The organism is Campylobacter concisus (genome assembly GCF_003048675.2).
GTDB classification, from domain to species: domain Bacteria; phylum Campylobacterota; class Campylobacteria; order Campylobacterales; family Campylobacteraceae; genus Campylobacter_A; species Campylobacter_A concisus_F.
The window spans coordinates 1,818,978-1,838,916 of the sequence record NZ_CP060707.1; the positions used below are offsets into that span (position 1 = coordinate 1,818,978).

Annotated in this window: 13 protein-coding genes, 2 tRNA genes and 2 rRNA genes; 6 read left to right on the top strand and 11 right to left on the bottom strand. The window is 42.0% G+C overall.

The genetic code is table 11. The features are described from left to right. Positions 1 to 4: 4 nt before the first annotated feature. From CVT00_RS09080 to CVT00_RS09105, 6 genes are all read right to left on the bottom strand, one after another. A 23S ribosomal RNA gene (locus CVT00_RS09080) occupies positions 5 to 2,910 on the bottom strand. 434 nt (positions 2,911 to 3,344) lie between these two features. Beyond that, positions 3,345 to 3,420 (bottom strand) — tRNA-Ala (locus CVT00_RS09085). 12 nt (positions 3,421 to 3,432) lie between these two features. Beyond that, positions 3,433 to 3,509 (bottom strand) — tRNA-Ile (locus tag CVT00_RS09090). 94 nt (positions 3,510 to 3,603) lie between these two features. Further along, positions 3,604 to 5,114 (bottom strand): 16S ribosomal RNA (locus tag CVT00_RS09095). The 16S and 23S rRNA genes sit together here with 2 tRNA genes alongside, the layout of an rRNA operon. A gap of 467 nt (positions 5,115 to 5,581) precedes the next feature. Continuing rightward, positions 5,582 to 10,816, bottom strand: a complete 5,235-nt coding sequence (locus tag CVT00_RS09100) for a retention module-containing protein (RefSeq protein ID WP_196376853.1) — start codon at positions 10,814 to 10,816, stop codon at positions 5,582 to 5,584. A gap of 86 nt (positions 10,817 to 10,902) precedes the next feature. Further along, entirely contained in the window at positions 10,903 to 11,277 is a 375-nt protein-coding gene (locus CVT00_RS09105; protein ID WP_103559192.1) for a RidA family protein, read from the bottom strand. 94 nt (positions 11,278 to 11,371) lie between these two features. On the opposite strand from CVT00_RS09105, the gene CVT00_RS09110 reads away from it, so the two are divergent. Continuing rightward, positions 11,372 to 11,845, top strand: coding sequence for a cysteine permease (locus tag CVT00_RS09110; protein WP_103559191.1), 474 nt, complete (start codon positions 11,372 to 11,374; stop codon positions 11,843 to 11,845). On the opposite strand, the gene CVT00_RS09115 is transcribed toward CVT00_RS09110, so the two are convergent. The 3 genes from CVT00_RS09115 to CVT00_RS09125 are packed head-to-tail and all read right to left on the bottom strand — an operon-like array spanning position 11,823 to position 13,820. After that, positions 11,823 to 12,362, bottom strand: coding sequence for an L-cystine-binding protein TcyA (locus CVT00_RS09115; RefSeq protein ID WP_107916003.1), 540 nt, complete (start codon positions 12,360 to 12,362; stop codon positions 11,823 to 11,825). The genes CVT00_RS09110 and CVT00_RS09115 overlap by 23 nt on opposite strands. Before the next feature lie 42 nt (positions 12,363 to 12,404). Continuing rightward, positions 12,405 to 12,965, bottom strand: a complete 561-nt coding sequence (locus CVT00_RS09120) for a Fe-S-containing hydro-lyase (RefSeq protein WP_107916005.1) — start codon at positions 12,963 to 12,965, stop codon at positions 12,405 to 12,407. A 9-nt stretch (positions 12,966 to 12,974) separates the two neighbouring features. Beyond that, positions 12,975 to 13,820, bottom strand: a complete 846-nt coding sequence (locus CVT00_RS09125; RefSeq protein WP_107916007.1) for a fumarate hydratase — start codon at positions 13,818 to 13,820, stop codon at positions 12,975 to 12,977. A 158-nt stretch (positions 13,821 to 13,978) separates the two neighbouring features. Between CVT00_RS09125 and CVT00_RS09130 the strand changes: the two genes are divergently transcribed. The 4 genes from CVT00_RS09130 (at position 13,979) to CVT00_RS09145 (ending at position 16,443) form a co-directional block, all read left to right on the top strand. Continuing rightward, entirely contained in the window at positions 13,979 to 14,542 is a 564-nt protein-coding gene (locus CVT00_RS09130) for a LemA family protein (RefSeq protein WP_021092553.1), read from the top strand. Positions 14,543 to 14,552: 10 nt separating this feature from the next. Continuing rightward, complete coding sequence (locus CVT00_RS09135; RefSeq protein ID WP_021092425.1) at positions 14,553 to 15,443, top strand: DUF3137 domain-containing protein; 891 nt, start codon at positions 14,553 to 14,555, stop codon at positions 15,441 to 15,443. Continuing rightward, positions 15,444 to 16,100, top strand: coding sequence for a sugar transporter (locus CVT00_RS09140; protein ID WP_107916009.1), 657 nt, complete (start codon positions 15,444 to 15,446; stop codon positions 16,098 to 16,100). Positions 16,101 to 16,173: 73 nt separating this feature from the next. Further along, entirely contained in the window at positions 16,174 to 16,443 is a 270-nt protein-coding gene (locus CVT00_RS09145) for a hypothetical protein (RefSeq protein WP_021092707.1), read from the top strand. A 94-nt stretch (positions 16,444 to 16,537) separates the two neighbouring features. On the opposite strand, the gene CVT00_RS09150 is transcribed toward CVT00_RS09145, so the two are convergent. Further along, positions 16,538 to 17,878, bottom strand: a complete 1,341-nt coding sequence (locus CVT00_RS09150) for a hemolysin family protein (protein WP_021092522.1) — start codon at positions 17,876 to 17,878, stop codon at positions 16,538 to 16,540. A 170-nt stretch (positions 17,879 to 18,048) separates the two neighbouring features. Here CVT00_RS09150 and CVT00_RS09155 point away from each other — a divergent pair, with 170 nt between their 5' ends. Next, positions 18,049 to 19,362 carry a sodium-dependent transporter gene (locus CVT00_RS09155; RefSeq protein WP_107916011.1) on the top strand — a complete coding sequence of 438 codons (1,314 nt, stop codon included), beginning with the start codon at positions 18,049 to 18,051 and terminating at the stop codon, positions 19,360 to 19,362. Between the two features lie 39 nt (positions 19,363 to 19,401). On the opposite strand, the gene CVT00_RS09160 is transcribed toward CVT00_RS09155, so the two are convergent. Next, positions 19,402 to 19,848, bottom strand: a complete 447-nt coding sequence (locus CVT00_RS09160) for a DUF411 domain-containing protein (protein WP_002942948.1) — start codon at positions 19,846 to 19,848, stop codon at positions 19,402 to 19,404. Positions 19,849 to 19,939: the final 91 nt, after the last annotated feature.

Sequence of the window (19,939 nt, forward strand, 5' to 3'; positions counted from 1 at the left end):
ATTAAAAGATAAGCAGACGAGCTATTAGTACTGGTCAGCTAAAGGACTTTCATCCATTACACACCCAGCCTATCAAACACATAGTCTATATGAGCTCTTAAAAGAAGATTCATCTTGGAGTTGGCTTCCTGCTTAGATGCTTTCAGCAGTTATCACATCCCAACATAGCTACCGAGCGGTGCCCTTGGCAGGACAACTCGTACACCAGTGGTTGGTTCGACCCGGTCCTCTCGTACTAGGGTCAACTCTCCTCAATCTTCTTACGCCCACGGCAGATAGGGACCGAACTGTCTCACGACGTTCTGAACCCAGCTCGCGTACCGCTTTAAATGGCGAACAGCCATACCCTTGGGACCTGCTCCAGCCCCAGGATGCGATGAGCCGACATCGAGGTGCCAAACCTCCCCGTCGATGTGAGCTCTTGGGGGAGATCAGCCTGTTATCCCCGGGGTACCTTTTATCCTTTGAGCGATGGCCCTTCCACACAGAACCACCGGATCACTAAGACCGACTTTCGTCTCTGCTTGACGTGTATGTCTCGCAGTTAAGCTGGCTTATGCCTTTATACTCTACGAACGATTTCCAACCGTTCTGAGCCAACCTTTGTAAGCCTCCGTTACATTTTGGGAGGCGACCGCCCCAGTCAAACTACCCACCAGACATTGTCCTACTTGAGGATAACTCAAGCTAGTTAGCTATCAGAATAAAAAAGAGCGGTATCTCAACAATGGCTCACCATAAACTGGCGTCTATGGATCAAAGCCTCCCGCCTATCCTGCACATTTTTATCCCAATAGCAGTGTCAAGCTGTAGTAAAGGTCCACGGGGTCTTTCCGTCTTGCCGCGGGTAGGAGGAATTTTCACCTCCACTACAATTTCACTGGATCCCTCTTCGAGACAGCTCCCATCTCGTTACGCCATTCATGCAGGTCGATATTTAATCGACAAGGAATTTCGCTACCTTAGGACCGTTATAGTTACGGCCGCCGTTTACTCGGGCTTCGATCAAACGCTTCGCAGAGCTAACGTCATCAATTAACCTTCGAGCACCGGGCAGGCGTCACACCCTATACATCCTCTTACGAGTTAGCAGAGTGCTGTGTTTTTGGTAAACAGTCGGGAGGGACTCTTTGTTGTAACCTTCAATGCTTACGGAGTAAATCCTTCACAAAGTTAGGCACACCTTATACCGAAGATACGGTGCTATTTTGCAGAGTTCCTTGAAGAGAGTTCTTCCACGCGCCTTAGAATACTCATCCCACCCACCTGTGTCGGTTTACGGTACGGGCAACTATAACTAAACTTAGAAACTTTTCTTGGCTCGACAGTATTAAGGAATTACGATTCATTCCGAAGAACTTCACGCACCTTTCGTAGTCTCGGCTTAAAGGAATTCGGATTTGCCTGAACTCCAACCTACACTCTTAGACCAGCTATTCCATCCGCTGGCTCCTCTAACTCTAAGCGTCCTTCCATCGCACATTATAGTTGGCATTGGAATATTAACCAATTTTCCATCGCATACCCCTTTCGGACTTTGCTTAGGACCCGGCTAACCCTACGATGACGAGCATCGCGTAGGAAACCTTGGGTTTACGGCGTTGGGGATTCTCACCCCAATTATCGCTACTCATGCCTGCATGCTCACTTGTATTCGCTCCAGCACTCCTTACCGGTATACCTTCAACGCAAATACAACGCTCTCCTACCACTTAGTAAAACTAAGTCTAAAGCTTCGGTACTCATTTTAGCCCCGTTATATTTTCCGCGCAGAATCACTAGACCAGTGAGCTATTACGCTTTCTTTAAAGGATGGCTGCTTCTAAGCCAACCTCCTGGTTGTTTAAGTAACTCCACATCGTTTTCCACTTAAATGAGATTTAGGGACCTTAGCTGTTAGTCTGGGTTGTTCCCCTCTCGACGACGGATTTTATCACTCGCCGCCTGACTGCCATGATTACACACTAGGTATTCGGAGTTTGATAGGGTTTGGTACATTGGTGTATGCCCTAGCCCATTCAGTGCTCTACCCCCTAGTGTTACTACATGACGCTATACCTAAATATATTTCGGAGAGAACCAGCTATCACGATGTTTGATTGGCCTTTCACCCCTATCCACAAGTCATCCCATAGCTTTTCAACGCTAGCGGGTTCGGTCCTCCACCGGCTCTTACACCGGTTTCAACCTGCTCATGGATAGATCACATCGTTTCGGGTCTGCAACGTCTGACTAAACGCCCTATTAAGACTCGCTTTCGCTACGGCTCCGGGTTTCCTTAACCTTGCCAGACATCACAACTCGCAGGCTCATTATGCAAAAGGCAGTCCATCACCCTGATAAATCATAGGGCTCTGAATGATTGTAAGCAAATGGTTTCAGGTTCTATTTCACTCTGATCACCTCAGTTCTTTTCACCTTTCCCTCACGGTACTTGTGCACTATCGGTCTAGTAGTAGTATTTAGGGTTGGATAGTGGTCTACCCAGCTTCAGACAGAATATCACGTGTTCCGCCCTACTCAGGATACTGCTAAGTAAAACAAAGCTTTCATATACGGGGGTATCACCCTCTGTGCCTAACCTTTCCAGGTCGTTCTATTAGCTAAGTTTAGTCTATATTGCAGTCCTACAACCCCACTAGTAAACTAGTGGTTTGCCCTCTTACGCGTTCGCTCGCCGCTACTAGCGTAATCTCTTTTGATTTCTTTTCCTGAGGGTACTAAGATGTTTCAATTCCCCTCGTTTGCTCCGTTATACGGTAACTAATATCTCTATTAGTTGGGTTGCCCCATTCAGAAATTCCCGGATCAAAGCCCCTTGACGGCTCCCCGAGACTTATCGCAGCCTGGCACGTCTTTCATCGCCTCTACTAGCCAAGGCATCCACCACTTGCTCTTTGTAGCTTACCTTTTCTATATTAGATTATTCTAATTCGCATCACTTCCTTGTTAAAGATAACTTTATGTTACTACATTTAAATTCTAGCTCTCAAGACGGAAAGCATTGACTACTATTTAGATAAGTTTTAAATCCTAAATAGATTGTGATGTCAAACTTTTGCATTAAATGCAAAGATGATAGAAATTTAAATCTTTAACAAGTCCTGTAAAATTGTTTTTAAAACTTGCTTGTGACTATTAACAATATTAATTAAAAGAACATTTAGACTTCGCAGACTAGCAAGCTAGTCTTTACGACCAAAGAGTTACACCCTTTAGAAACCCCTAAAGCACAAAGTTGCTTTCGGCAACTTTGTCATCAATAAAGATTAAGTACGCTTAAAAGTCTAAAGTAAATGTTTCTAAAAACACTTAATATAGACTTTTACTGTTAAACTATTTTATGGTGGAGAATAGCGGGATCGAACCGCTGACCTCCTGCGTGCAAAGCAGGCGCTCTCCCAGCTGAGCTAATTCCCCAATTAAATTCTCTGGTGGGCCTAACAAGACTTGAACTTGTGACCTCACCCTTATCAGGGGTGCACTCTAACCAGCTGAGCTATAGGCCCCTATAGGTCTATCAATCTTTCAAAACTAAACAAGGATGATTGAGAATATCTTTCTTATAGATATCTTGTGAGAGAATATCTATATGTACTCTAGAAAGGAGGTGATCCAACCGCAGGTTCTCCTACGGTTACCTTGTTACGACTTCACCCCAGTCGCTGATTCCACTGTGGACGGTAACTAATTTAGTATTCCGGCTTCGAGTGAAATCAACTCCCATGGTGTGACGGGCGGTGAGTACAAGACCCGGGAACGTATTCACCGTAGCATGGCTGATCTACGATTACTAGCGATTCCGGCTTCATGGAGTCGAGTTGCAGACTCCAATCCGAACTGGGACATATTTTATAGATTTGCTCCATCTCGCGATATTGCTTCTCATTGTATATGCCATTGTAGCACGTGTGTCGCCCCGGACATAAGGGCCATGATGACTTGACGTCGTCCACACCTTCCTCCTCCTTACGAAGGCAGTCTCATTAGAGTGCTCAGCCGAACTGTTAGCAACTAATGACGTGGGTTGCGCTCGTTGCGGGACTTAACCCAACATCTCACGACACGAGCTGACGACAGCCGTGCAGCACCTGTCTTAACATTTCTGCAAGCAGACACTCTTCTATCTCTAGATGATTTGTTAGATATCAAGTCCGGGTAAGGTTCTTCGCGTATCTTCGAATTAAACCACATGCTCCACCGCTTGTGCGGGTCCCCGTCTATTCCTTTGAGTTTTAATCTTGCGACCGTACTCCCCAGGCGGTATACTTAATCCGTTAGGTGCATTACTGCCAAGACTAGCTTAGCAACAACTAGTATACATCGTTTAGGGCGTGGACTACCAGGGTATCTAATCCTGTTTGCTCCCCACGCTTTCACGCATTAGCGTCAGTTGAGTTCCAGCAGATCGCCTTCGCAATGGGTATTCCTGGTGATCTCTACGGATTTTACCCCTACACCACCAATTCCATCTGCCTCTCCCTCACTCTAGATTATCAGTTTCCCAAGCAGTTCTATGGTTAAGCCATAGGATTTCACAAGAGACTTGATAATCCGCCTACGCGTCCTTTACGCCCAGTGATTCCGAGTAACGCTTGCACCCTCCGTATTACCGCGGCTGCTGGCACGGAGTTAGCCGGTGCTTATTCGTTAGGTACCGTCATTGTTCTTCCCTAACAAAAGGAGTTTACGCTCCGAAAAGTGTCATCCTCCACGCGGCGTTGCTGCTTCAGGGTTTCCCCCATTGAGCAATATTCCCTACTGCTGCCTCCCGTAGGAGTCTGGACCGTGTCTCAGTTCCAGTGTGACTGATCATCCTCTCAGACCAGTTATGCGTCATAGCCTTGGTGAGCCATTACCTCACCAACTAGCTGATACAATATAGCCTCATCCTACACCGAAAAACTTTCCCTATCTAACTTATGTCAGACAGGAGTATAGAGTATTAGCAGTCGTTTCCAACTGTTGTCCTCTAGTGTAGGGCAGATTAGCTATACATTACTCACCCGTGCGCCACTAACTCATAAGAGCAAGCTCTTACTTGTCCGTTCGACTTGCATGTATTAGGCACGCCGCCAGCGTTCACTCTGAGCCAGGATCAAACTCTCCATATTAACATTCTTTAGCGTAAAGCAGAGCTTTACTAAGAAGCAACACTAAAGACTAAGATTGCTAATGCAATCTAGTAATAATGTTTTTACTAAAATTGCTTTTAGTATTTATTATGAAGTTTTTAATCAAAAAAACTTTTAGTTTTTATATTAGTTTGTCTAATCTATTATTTAATCATAATAGACTGGCTCAATCGATCACTTGTTTAGATTTCAAAGATTGACTAATAGTTTAACAATTGTAAGTTAAAAGAACAACGATAAGAAAAAGGCTTTATTAACGTTGAAGTTAAAGGTGGTTTCTCGTTTCGTGAGCTGGAATTATATATGAGGGATGCTTAAAGATAGTTGAAATAATTGCAAAATATTTTACAAATTTAAATTTTATTTTTTAGGTAGAAATTTGGAGAGCTTCCTTGCTCTCCGTTTGATTTAACACCGCCACTTTGATAGCAAATTTACCTCTATGATTACATAGGCTGTGTTACTTCGTCCTTGATCTCAACAGTAACAGTTGTTCCGCTAGTATCATTTGTATATGCGGTATAGCCGTCAGTTGATGCACCTTTTTGCCAGCCAGCATCTTTAAATTCTACTTTGTCTCCAGCATCAGCTGTTATTTTTAGCGTATTATCACTATCCGTTAAGCTTATGACATCACTTAGTTTTACGCTTAAAGTAGTATTTTGGCTCTTATTAGAGATATTAAGCTCCTCAAAGTTATGTGCATGATCTGCGATGCTATCTAAATTTATAGATGTTCCTGGATTAGTGATAGCTAATTTGTCATAACCAGTGCCACCATCTATATCATTACCTTGCATATCTGACTTTGCAATCGTTAATGAGTCATCGCCTGCGCCTAACTTTATATTAGAGTAGTGGATATAGTTACCAACTTTGATGGTGTCGTTTCCACTTCCAGTTTCTACAGTACTATGATCTATATTTGTTCCAACTGTTAATGTATTGTTGCCATCACCTAAATTTACATTAGAGCGATTTGTTATATATCCATCGACTTTGACGTTGTCATAACCATCTCCAGCGATTACTGATGCTCTATCGATATTTGTCTCTACTTTTAAGATATTATCTCCATCGCCTAAATTTAGTTTTGAGTCTTCTACCATGTCACCCCAAACACCGCCACTCTTATGCACTGTTACTATATCGTCACCATCACCTAGTTTCACATCTGCTCTATGAGTGAATGTTTTAACATCTAGCTCTACTGCTTTACCTTGTGCTTCGATATTAACAGCGCTTGCGCTTTTTGGATTGTCATCAAGTAACAAGCCTGTTCTGTTTGTGCCATAAATAGCGCTAGCATTTATAATAGTAGGTGCATCACTAAAATCAAAGACTATCTCATCTTTGCCTGTTGATCCTTTGTTGCCAGCAGCGTCTGTTAAATATGCCCAAGCTTCAAAAATTTTACCATCAGAGTCCTTGCCAAAAGGAATATGTTCCCATGTTCCTTGAATCATATTTTGTTTTACAAAGCCTACATATCCTTTTGCTATATCTTCAGCTTTTATAGTATAAGTTAGCTCACCAGTAGCACCTGGTCCACCCCACATATAGTGCATAACGTCACCAACTTTAACCGTACCGTCGTTTGGAAGATATGCTTTCCAAGCTATACGTCCTGCGTGTTCAGGATTTAAATTCTCACTCCAGCTAAATTTACCGTCATTGTTGAGATCATCTATCCATTCGACTTTTAAATTTGTCACTTTCGTATCAACAGTTATGGTTACTGGGGCAGCCTCGGCTGTGTTGCCAGCTTTGTCAGTAGTTTTTACTTTAAGCTCATGCTCGCCGTCGCTAAGCGGAGTGCTTACTTCAAATTTCCAAGAACCGTCACCTTTTGCCTCTACTTGACCGATCTTGTTTGTACCATTAAAGATCTCTACAGTTGAGCCAGCCTCTGCCTTGCCTGATAGAGTTGGTGTGTTATCGTTTGTTAGGCCTTTTAGTGTTTTGCCATCGACTGTCACATCGTTGCCCTTGACATTACCATTTACAACGCCACCTGCAACATCATCTGTAACGCTATCAAATGTAACCTTAGTGCCTGTATCTACCGTTATAGTAGCTGGGTCAGAGGCCTTGATCGCATTTATGGCTGGAGATGAAGCTGTGATACTATGAGCACCTTCACCAAGTGGAGTGGCCGGAGTGATAGACCAGTTGCCAAATTTATCAGTTGTTGTGCTACCTATCTTAGTCGTGCCATCATATAGCTCTACTACCGAGTTAGGGTCCGCCTTGCCTTTAAATGTCGGAGTGCTGTCGTTTGTTAGTCCTTTTTTAGTTACGCCATTTACTACTACGTCGTTATCTTTGATATTGCCGTGATCTACACCACCTGCAACGTCGTCGATCACCTCTGTGATAGTGACAACATTTACGTTCGCTAAGAATGCATAACCTGTATTGCTTCCACTATCGTTACCATTTAGATTAAGGTGGTCTGTGATAGTCGCATCAACACCAGTTGCATGGACATAATCTGACTTCAAAGCGCCATTTTCATACATATTATATAGTGGCACGCCAGTTATTTCGATAGCGTTGTTATTTAGCGCTGGGATGCCTGCATGTGTGACATTGCCAGCTGCATCGACCTCGTCAAAAGTCACAGTGCCGTCAGCCGCTTTGTGAATGATAAATGCCTTAACAAATGTTGGCTCTGGGTTATTTGCTGGGTATTGTTTTACACCAGTGTCAGCATAAATTTTGTTGTAGTCAGTTACAGCAACTGTTAGTTTATCGCCGTCCGAGAACACTTTTGGCAATGTTATGCGAGCTGTAGTGTGGCTGATATCGCCGTCTTTTATAGCGTCAGCTACGCTTATACCAGCATTTAGTGCGCCTGAGCCACTTCCTGAAACGCTTGGATTATAAACTTTGTTGCCTTCTATAAATTCAACCTTCGGAGCCTCCATGCTATCTCTAAATATCCAAGTATTTCCGTTAGACTGCTCTGCATGGTCATCACCTTTTACGGTCACTTCTATACCACGTGAGTGTGTAAGATTATAGGTGGTTGTTGGCATATCGTGGATATCTATACCAAATTTCTCACCAGCGCCATTTGTAGATGTAAGACCAGCTTTTATAGGTGTCTTATCATCAGCTGAAGTGATCTGATCAACCGTCATAGAGCCATCAGCTGCTTTATGAACTAAGAAATATTTATAAGCAGTCGTATCTATGCCACCTGTTTTTGCAAGAGAGGCTGCATCTGGTCCATATCCATATTTTACAGTTACGACATCGCCATCTTGAACATTCTCAGGTAGTGAGATGCGTGCTGTGGTGTGGTTGATATCACCATCCAGCATAGCTGTATTTCTATTTTGATTTGTTATTTGATCTGATTTTTCATTTAGAACATTGCCATGCTCATCAAGCTCAACAAATTTAACTTCAGCCTTGCCAACATTTTCAAATTTAACACTTGAAGTAGCTTTAAGGGTTGTGCCCTCTAGCTCAGCTGTGATACTAGCTGCATTTCCACGAACTGTTTGATAGTGGTTATAGTCGTAGCTAACCTTTATGCCATTATCGCCGTCAAATACGTTGTTGCCTTTTGTATCTGTGACGCTTGTAACGTTGCCGCTAGCATCTTTATGAACTGTGTAGTAGTCATTTATGCCAGTACCTATAACATGGATCTTGCTGCCATCCTTTGCAAGGTTTGGTATGCTGATGGTTGCAGTAGCTTTTGCGCCATCCTCAGCATAGTTCTCGCCTCTTGTGATAGTGCCGTTGCCATCTGCGTCATCATTAAATTTGATAGTAAATTTATCTGGAGCAGTAGTCTCGCCTGTGGCTGTGTTGCCAGCGCCATCAGTAGCCTTTGCAGTCACTGGAGTGTTGTCTTTTGTCGCATTGTCGCTGATAGTGACCTTGCCACTATGTGGATCAAGCTTGAAAGCACCTGTTGGAGCTGTCGTCTTGCCAGGAGTGCTATCTACGACCCAGCCAGCGCTTGGGTTTTTGACTACGGTGATTGTTTGCGTGTTGCCGCCATTATCTGTGTATGAAATTTCAACCTTTGTCGCGTCATTGTCGTGAGGCACTACATCAACTGTGCCGTCAGCCTTTGGAGTGAGATCTACTTGCGGCGGCACAACGTCTGATACTGGAGTAGCAACTGGTGTACCATTGCCTGCATCATCTTTTGGAGTAACTTTTACCTCAGTACCTGGTTTTAATGGTTCATTATTTGGTGTAGGAACACTAAATGTACCATCAGAATTTACAGGGACTGTAACTGGGGTATGACCAGGAATTTCAACAATTACAGTGGTATTTGGATCAGGGTTTGGAACCTTACCAGTTACTACTGTTGAAGTGTTGTTAATTGTATCTAGAGTTACTGTTGGGATAGTTACGTCTGATACTGGAGTAGCAACTGGTGTACCATTGCCTGCATCATCTTTTGGAGTAACTTTTACCTCAGTACCTGGTTTTAATGGTTCATTATTTGGTGTAGGAACACTAAATGTACCATCAGAATTTACAGGGACTGTAACTGGGGTATGACCAGGAATTTCAACAATTACAGTGGTATTTGGATCAGGGTTTGGAACCTTACCAGTTACTACTGTTGAAGTGTTGTTAATTGTATCTAGAGTTACTGTTGGGATAGTTACGTCTGATACTGGAGTAGTAACTGGTGTACCATTGCCTGCATCATCTTTTGGAGTAACTTTTACCTCAGTACCTGGTTTTAGTGGTTCATTATTTGGTGTAGGAACACTAAATGTACCATCAGGATTTACAGGGACTGTAACTGGGGTATGACCAGGAATTTCAACAATTACAGTGGTATTTGGATCAGGGTTTGGAACCTTACCAGTTACTACTGTTGAAGTGTTGTTAATTGTATCTAGAGTTACTGTTGGGATAGTTACGTCTGATACTGGAGTAGTAACTGGTGTACCATTGCCTGCATCATCTTTTGGAGTAACTTTTACCTCAGTACCTGGTTTTAGTGGTTCATTATTTGGTGTAGGAACACTAAATGTACCATCAGGATTTACAGGGACTGTAACTGGGGTATGACCAGGAATTTCAACAATTACAGTGGTATTTGGATCTGGGTTTGGAACCTTACCAGTTACTACTGTTGAAGTGTTGTTAATTGGATCTAGAGTTACTGTTGGGATAGTAGTATCTACAAAACCAACGTCACCACCAGCATTATCGGCTGCGCCGCTTACGCCGCCTATCCTCTCAGCACCTCTTGCGCTGTTTAGATCGCCTATAGAGCGGAAATTTTCATTGATATTTGAGTAGTGACCACCCTCATCAAACGACGCCGCACCAAGGCTAACGCCATCTCCACCACCAGCTGCGGCTGCGTTACCACCAGCAGCAGTCTCCTCTAGTTTTGTTAGATCATCGCCGTTTAACAACGCTTTTTGCAAATCGCTAACATCTGCTACGGTATTTGGTTTTTGTCCTGCGGCTACATTTTCGTCAAGCTTTAACGACTCATCACCCAAGATGGTGACGTCTTTGCCATTATCCATTGAAACTACGGCTTTAGAAGAAGCTGAAGAGGTCTTTACAACCTCCCCAAGATATAAAGCGTCGCCAACTTTTAAAACACGACTAACGCCATTTTGATCTACAGCTACCACTAAGCCTGAGATTTGTTTGATTACTCCTACTTGAGTTTGCATGTCTATCCTTATCGTAAAATAAATTTTACGTAATTTTAAGACATTTTAATCCTCTTTGTATATTGTACTTGGGTACAGTTGTGACATTATTGTGCTGCGATAACATCAATTTCTACAAGTGCATCTTTTGGCAAAGTCTTCACAGCTACCGTGCTTCTAGCTGGATATGGCTCTTTGAAAAATTTAGCGTATGTGACATTTACTTTAGCAAAATCTGCCATATCTGCTAAAAAGATCGTAGTCTTTACGACATTATCAAAACTAAGTCCAGCCTCAGCCAAAATGTTTTGTAAATTTGTAAGTGACTGCTCGGCCTGAGCCTCTACATTGCTACCTGCAAACTCACCTGCTGGTGTGACGCCAAGCTGACCTGAGATAAATAAAAATCCATTCGCGTTAATAGCCTGAGAATATGGTCCGATCGCTTGTGGGGCATTTTTTGTTGAAATTTGTTTTTTCATATCTTCTCCTTTGAAATTTGGCAAAATCCTACTATAAATTTCTAAATTTTTAGGCACCAAAGGCTATAATGAGCAAAATTTCAAAAGGACAAAGATGCAAATAACCCTTGCACCAAACGAATTTTTAGATGACTACGTACTTGGTGCGCAGCTTGCCAAAAACGCGGGCATCTCATCAAACGCCTACCTCTTTTGGAAAAATGCGATCAGTGCTAAATTTGAAAACTCGCGCATCGTTTTTATTAGAAAAAAGAGCGTCCCAGAGAAATTTAAAAACGCGCTAGAAGAGTGCACGCCATTAAATGGCCTCGTGCCAACTGGCGTTTTTTGCTCATTTACCTCGCTTGCCCCCTCGCACCTTGTGGCGAAAAATGGCTCGAAAATTTATGAGCTTTTTGAATTTCATGAAATTTGCGGTATCAAATTTTTAAATTTAAAGAAATTTTATGATGATTTTAAGCTCAGCTACTCGTATAGGATTTACATCGAAAAGTGCAAATTTTTCTCGCCAGCGCCCTTTGAAAAGCGCATAAAACTGACTGAGACTATGTGTCTTGGCTACTACTAGCCACCTCGTAAACGATTAGCGCCTCAGTTTTGTAGTCCCCTATCCTATCTTTATATAGCAAAATTTCGTCATTTTCTCTTTTGGCGTAAATTTTAATGTGAGCGGCATTTGTGCTCTCGTCATAGTCCTCATATATAAATTTAAACTCCTCTCTGTCCAGCGTGACAAACTGCAGCGCCTGAAACGAAACAGCAAGCACTATCTCCTCGCTAATGCCACTTGTTCTAAATTTATCAGCCAAACTCACTACAAATGACCCCACGTCGCTAAAGTACTCCTCGCAGCTTTCATACTCGCTTTCAAAAACTACTATCTCATTTAGCGACCACTCATTTTGCGTCTTATTTTCTTCAAATTTCTGCCTTTTTCTTATGGCAGCTTTTAAAAATATCCCTTGTGCTTTTATGACAAAGCCCTCGTCCAGAATTTGCTTTAGTTTTAAATTTAGCAGCTCGCCTTTGGGTTTGGTAAAAAATTTAAGTAGTGGCTTTGCTTGATCGTTGTAAAAAGTTTTCATTTTGGGGTAAATTCCACTAGCCCCAAAGCTAGCGGATCAAATTTAGATTTTTTTGTAAGGTGCTTGACCGACTTCGTAGAAGTTATTGCCCTCGCAGTCGATAGCGACTATCGCTGGGAAGTCCTCTACTGTGAGCCTTGCGACTGCCTCTGGTCCTAGCTCTGGGTATGCCAAGACTTCATATTTTTTGATACTTTGGCTAATGACCGCTCCGATACCGCCGATAGCGACCATATAAACACAGCATGATTTTTTCATCGCATCGACAACTGCGTCGTTTCGGTAGCCCTTGCCGATCATGCCATTTATGCCAACTTTGTTTATCATAGTTGGTGTGTATTTGTCCATTCTGCCGCTTGTTGTTGGACCTGCTGCGCCGATAGCTTGGTTTGGTTTAGCTGGTGTTGGTCCGACGTAGTAGATAGTCTCGCCCTTTAGCTCAACTGGTAGCTTCTCGCCACGTGCTAGAGCCTCTGTTAGTGCCTTGTGAGCGGCGTCACGAGCAGCGATGATAGTACCTGAGATTAGGACATTGTCGCCTGCTTTTAGGCTTTTTACCACCTCTTTATCAAATGGTGCTGTTATTCTTTTTACTTCTGACATGTTATCTCCTTAAAGCTCGGCGTCTGCGTGGCGTGCAGCGTGGCAGTTGATATTTATGGCTACTGGTAGGCCTGCGATGTGAGTTGGATACCACTCGACATTTACTTTTATAGCAGTTGTATCGCCACCAAGCCCTTGAGGTCCGACGCCTGTTTTGCTAGCAAGCTCAAGAAGCTCATCTTCGAGTTTTGCATATCTAGCATCGGCATTTTTGCTATCTACTGGACGAACTGCAGCTTGTTTGGCTAGAAGCGCAGCTTTATCCATAGTGCCGCCTATGCCAACGCCTATTGTCATTGGAGGGCAAGCGTTTGGTCCAGCGTATTTTACAGCCTCTAAAAACACCTTTTTAACGCCCTCTATGCCATCAGCTGGCACAAGCATTTTTAAAACTGACTTGTTCTCGCTACCAAAGCCTTTTGGCGCTACTTTGATCTTAAATTTATCGCCTGGGACGATCCTAGTGTGGATGACCGCTGGAGTGTTGTTTGTAGTGTTTTTTCTCTCAAAAAGCGGCTCAGCAACGACTGATTTTCTAAGATAGCCCTCGGTGTAGCCCTTCGCAACGCCCTCATTTATCGCATCTTCGATGTAACCGCCTTCTATATGCACGTCCTGACCGATCTCGACAAAGACAACCGTCATACCTGTATCTTGACAAATAGGCGCAACGCCCTCTTCTGCTAGCTTGGCATTTTGCAAGATTTTGCCCAAGATATCTTTACCTAGAGATGAGCTCTCAGTGGTTTGAGCTTTTGTAAAAGCAGCCTTTAGATCTGGTGTAACGACGTAACAGGCTTGTTTGCAAAGCTTAGCAACAGTCTCTTTTATATCTTTTACGTTTACCGTTCTCATTTATCCTCCTCGTAAAAAACAATTTTTAATTATATAAATTATATGTAAAATTTAAGATTAAATTACAATATTAAATTTAATTGCCCAACCTCGGTGTTTAAATACTCTTAAGCAACTTTGGATAAACTACAACAAACTTAAATTTCAAAGGAAAAGTTATGAATTCGTTAGTCATCGTGATACTTGTTGTCGCAGTCATTTTTGTCTTTTTCATCAGCCTTTACAACTCACTTGTTGCAAAGCAAAACCAAGTAAAAAGCGTGGAGGCTGGCATCGACGCGCAGCTAAAAAGAAGATATGACCTCATACCAAATTTAGTAGCCACTGCAAAAGAGTACATGGTGCACGAAAAAAGCTTGCTAGAAAACATCACTGCCCTTAGAGAAAGCGCTAGAAGTGCATCAACAAATGAGGAGAAATTTGAGCTAAATAACAAAATTTCAGGCTTGCTAAATGGCCTTAGAGTGAGCGTAGAAAACTATCCTGATCTAAAAGCAAATCAAAATTTACTTCACATCCAAAGCACACTAAATGAGGTTGAAGAGCAAATTTCAGCTGCGCGCCGTGCCTACAACTCAGCCGTTGAAATTTACAATAACGCCACACAGATGTTTCCTTCAAACATCGTAGCTTCAATGTTTGGCTTTCACAAAGATGTATTTTTTGACATCCCTGAAAATGAAGCAGCTGCTCCAAACGTCGGTGATCTTTTTAAAAAATAAGGCATAAAAAATGCAAGCAGACGAACTAAAAGGCATCGATCTAAGCGATCTTGACGAGCTTGAAAAAGAGCGCCTTGCCATGGGGCAAAAAGCCTTTAAAATGATCGTTTATGGCTTTCTTGGCATCATAGTTGCAACTGGTTTTTTAGCATCATTGCACCTTGGAAATTTATTTTTCTTTTTGCTAATTGGCGGAGTTTTTTATCTTAGCAAGACGATAAATGGGCTAAAAAACGAGCTTGTAGCAAAATTTAAACAAAAAGTAGTTGGCGTCATCGTAAAAAACTATGGTCTAAATTTCAGCGCAAATGGCGGACTAAGTTTGAACGATTTTTTAAAAATTTATGACGCTGATGTAAATAGACACTACGCAGAAGATATGATCTACGGACAGATCGATAACACGCAGTTTAAGCTTTGCGATTTTTATGCGGCAAAAGAAGTAAAAGGTGAAAAAAACACCACTACAACGGTGAAATTTCAAGGCATTTTGCTAAAGGCTGAGTTTAAAAAAGAGCTAAACGCCACGATCTATGTCTGTGACAAAAAGCGAACATCTGATCTAAGAAGCGATGGCGAGCAAGCGACGATGGACAACCCTAAATTTAACGAGCTCTTTAAGACCTACACGACCGATCAGATCGCTGCTAGATACGCTCTAACGCCAAAGCTGATGGAAAATTTAAGCAGATTAAGAACTAAATTTAACGCCCCGCTCTCGGCAGTGTTTTTAAAAAATGAAATTTATATAGCGATCGACCTGAGAAAAGACAGCTTTGAGCCTGATCTTAAAAAGCCGATAAACAGCAACGAGAGCGTGCAAAACTACATCTCTAGCATCAGTGACTTTTCGCAGATCATGCACGATCTGGAGCTAAATAAAAATATCTGGAAGAGCTAAATGCCAGAAAAGAAAAAGCTCAAAGAGGGCGACATATTTTACGTCTATAATGATTACTACAAGAGATATTTCTTTGGTAAGATCTTAGTTGATATCATGAACCGTTTTATAAAGCGAGCAAATGAGGGGCTTCTTTGGCCGCTTGATTTTTTTAGTGATTGCTACTTGGTTGCTGTTTATAAAGATATAGTAGATACACCAGTGCTAAAAAGCCGTGAATTTATCATCCCGGGAAGCTTCATCTACAAAAGCAGTTTCAACCGCAAAAATAAAGACGCTATGGAGTGGGTATATTATGATCACGAAGATATCAACTACCAAGAGTTAGAATTTCCAGAGTATATCATCAGTAGCAATGACAAAATTTGCCTAGAACGAGGAGAGCTTAGCATACCAACAAGCTTAACTCGCACGCAATATGAGAGTGAGTTTAACATTACTGGCAGCAAAACTGGCGGCATAAACTACTCAAATGCCCTGCTTTTACAAGGCTTGCCAGCATATAAAGAGAGGATAGATTATAGCGATCTTCGCCTTTTACCAGAGCTTCGTAAAAAGCTCTACGAGATGATAGGCGAGTACCCAGATACGCCCTACTACGAGCTAGCATTAAAGCACGGCAAAGATCTAGCACGCTTTTATCAAGATAAAAACTAGACTACAAAAGAGTTATTAAGAGGCGTTGTTTAAGGTTTAACAAAAGAAATTTAGCTCTCTTGTTGCAGCCTAGATGAGCGCGATAGAGAAATTTATAACAAATTTTTGTGGTATTGCGTCTGAGCCAAGGCTAACTAGCTTTAGTAAATTTAAATATCACAAACAAGATCGCTCAAATGGCTACTTTTGCAAGCAGATGATAAATTTTAAAACTCGCAAGCCATTTTTAAAATTTATAACCAAATTTACGAAAAAGGTGGTGGTGGTGTTTTTAGAGAGCTATTTAAAAGGTGGTGTCACTTTAAATTTTGTGGTTTTAAAAGTTAAATTTAAGGGCTTATAGCCTTTAAAGAGTGCAATGTCACTTAAATTCGCTCTATTTTTTATGATTTTGCGAGGTTAAATTTAATGGCCAAAAAAGCCATTAAATTTATAAACTAAGCCTGAGCAGGCTCCTCTTCTTCTTTTATCTTTTTTCTAACTTTTACGCGTGAGATGCTAGCTCCATCCATCTTTCTCACCTCGTAGTAGCAGTTTTCATCCTCGATCTTGTCGCCCACAACTGGCAAACGACCGATGAGATTAAAAACATATCCGCCAATCGTTACTTGATCGGTCTCTTCATCAAAGCTTATGCCAAGGACCTCTTCAACGCTCTCTAAGTCGTATCTGCCTTGAAATTCATAGATATTTTCATTTATCTTTTTATAGTGTTGGTCGACCTCATCGTGCTCGTCGTTGAAGTCACCAAGCACCTCCTCCATGATATCTTCCATCGTAAGAAGTCCTGCCGTGCCACCATACTCATCGACGACAAGCGCAGCTGAAATTTGCTCTTTATTCATCATCACAAGTACCTTTGAGATAGAAAGGCTCTCAGGCACGATGACAAATTTACGCACGATCGCGTCAAAGCTCTTCTCTTTATCCTCACTAAAGTGCAGCTGCAAGATATCTCTAATGTGTATCATGCCCAAAATGATATCTTTTGAGCCGTCTATATAAGGGTAGCGAGTATATTTTGACTCAAAAACAACTTGCAAATTCTCTTCAAAGCTCTTTTGTTTATTTATGCAGATCATGTCGCGTCTTGGCGTCATAACCTCTTTTGCGACCGTATCACTAAAATCAACTGCATTTTTGATAAGCTCAGTCTCAAAACTATCAAGCACGCCGCCTTTTAAACTCTCGCCAACAATGATCTTGATCTCCTCTTCAGAGTGCGCTAGCTCATTCTCTTTTGCTGGCTGGATGCCTAAAATTTTAAGTCCAAATGTAGCTAGGATATCAAAAAGCTTTATGATAGGCGAGAAAAGTATCCAGAAAAAGTGAAGCGGACGAGCGATTTTAAGCACTGCTGATTCTGATTTGGCTATGGCGACTGACTTTGGAACAAGCTCGCCCATAACGACGTGAAGTAGTGTGATAAGCGTAAATGCGATCGCAAAGCCGACTGTATGAACTAAGATATCGCTAAGATTAAAAACATTTTTAAGTGGGGCTTCTATGAGCCTTGCGACTGCTGGCTCACCGATCCAACCAAGGGCGAGTGAGCTTAGCGTGATGCCAAGCTGAGTGGCGCTAAGATAGGTATCAAGCTTGTTTGACATCTCAAAAGCAAGCTGGGCGTTTGGCTTTTTCTCTTTGATAAGCTCTTCAAGTCTAGACTTGCGAACCTTGACAAGGGAAAATTCCGACAAAACAAAAAATGCGTTTAGTAAAATGAATATAATGGCAAGTATTACCATTAAAAGCGAGTTATCGCTACTGGGGTACAATTATGATCCTTAAGAGTTAAAAATTTTGGCTGATTATAGCGAATTTATATTTAGCGGTCAAATTAGCCACACCCAAAAGTAACAACGTTTCTTAAATTTAAGATTTATAAAAAGTTCTTAAATCATATTTTGGTAACATTATTTTCATCACTAAATTTATGGATTTTACAATGAGCAAAAAGAATTTTTCATCACGCTGGGCGTTTATACTAGCCTCAGTTGGTTCAGCCGTTGGTATGGCAAATGTTTGGGGCTTTCCTTACAAACTTGGTACAAATGGTGGCGGAGCGTTTTTGCTCATCTACGTTTTTTTTGTAGCTCTTTTTTCATACGTTGGCCTAAGCGCTGAGTATGCGATCGGAAGACGCGCAAAGACTGGCACGCTTGGCTCATATAAATACGCATGGGAGAGTAGAAATTTAGGCGTCATAGGCAGTATCATCGGTTGGCTTCCACTTGCTGGCTCACTTTGTATAGCCATTGGCTACGCTGTCATCATCGCTTACGTGCTAAAGGCCCTTACTCAGGCGCTTACTGGCTCATTTATGAGCGTTGATACAAATGTTTGGTTTAACTCATTTGCGCTTCATGAGTACTCAGTCCTGCCATATCACTTCATAGTCATTATTGGCACGCTTCTTACGCTATTTTTTGGAGCAAAAAGCATCGAAAAGACTAATAAAATAATGATGCCACTATTTTTCGTGTTATTTGCCATTTTGGCTATAAATGTCGCGATGCTGCCAAACGCACTTGAGGGGTATAAATTTCTATTTATCCCTGACTTTAGCAAGCTTGAAGATCCGATGGTATGGGTCACTGCGATGGGACAAGCCTTTTTCTCGCTCTCTATCACGGGTTCTGGCATGATAGTTTATGGAGCATATCTTTCAAAGGATGAGGACATCGTAGAAAGCGCCAAAACTACGGCATTTTTTGACACACTTGCAGCCCTTGTGGCGGCCCTTGTTATGATCCCAGCGGTCTTTGCCTACGCTATGGATCCAGCTGAGGGTCCAAAGCTACTTTTCGTAACGCTTCCTAAAATTTTACAAAATATGATCGGCGGTCAAATTTTTGCGATCATACTATTTACAGCAGTCATTTTTGGCGGTATCACCTCGCTTCAAAATATGTTTGAGGTGGTCGCTGAGTCACTCATGCATAAATTCCCACGCCTTAGTAGATTTTGGGTGCTTGTGCTACTTTGCGTGGTTTGCTTTGGCTTTGGAGCGTTTATGGAGCCTATTAGCAGTTGGGGACCTTGGATGGACTTTGTCTCTATCTACATCATCCCGATCGGCGCAGTCATCGGCGCAATATCTTGGTTTTGGGTCATCAAAAAAGATGAAATTTTAGACGAGGTAAATTCAGGAGCAAATAAAACTTACGGCTCATTTTGGTATTTTGTGGGTAAATTTATCTATGTGCCAATAGCCTTTTTGCTCTGCATCATCGCCATTAACAAAGGAATTTCTTTTTAACTTAGCCCATCAAAAGACGAGCTAAGTCTAAATTTGAAGTTATTTTAGCTTTTTAGAGCCGATGTAAGTAGCAAAGACCTCTTGTGAGCCATCTTTTTTAAAGAGTATGACGTCGTATTGCTCGGCTTTGCCGCCTTGCTCCATGCCCTGACTCTCCATAGGCATGCCAGGCACTGCGATACCAACGGCATCTTTTGGTTTAAGCTCTAAAAGACGCTTGACCTCATCAGCTGGCACGTGACCCTCGATGACGTAGCCATCAACGATAGCTGTGTGGCAGCTTGAAAGCTCTAGTGGCACGTGAAATTCTTTTTTAACCTTGACCAAGTCATCTACTTTTATGGTCTCTTCGCTAAAGCCAGCTTTTTGCATAGCACTCGCCCAGTTGCCACAACAACCGCAAGTTGGGCTTTTATAGACCTTCATATCGGCCGCAAGTGCTAAGGTCGCACAAAGACTAAGAGCTAAAAATGCAAATTTCTTCATCATTTTCCTTTACGTTAAAATTTGCAAAATGATATAGTTTGGTTTTAAATTTTATATAAATGCTTAAACCTTGCCTGCTATAATTGCCAAA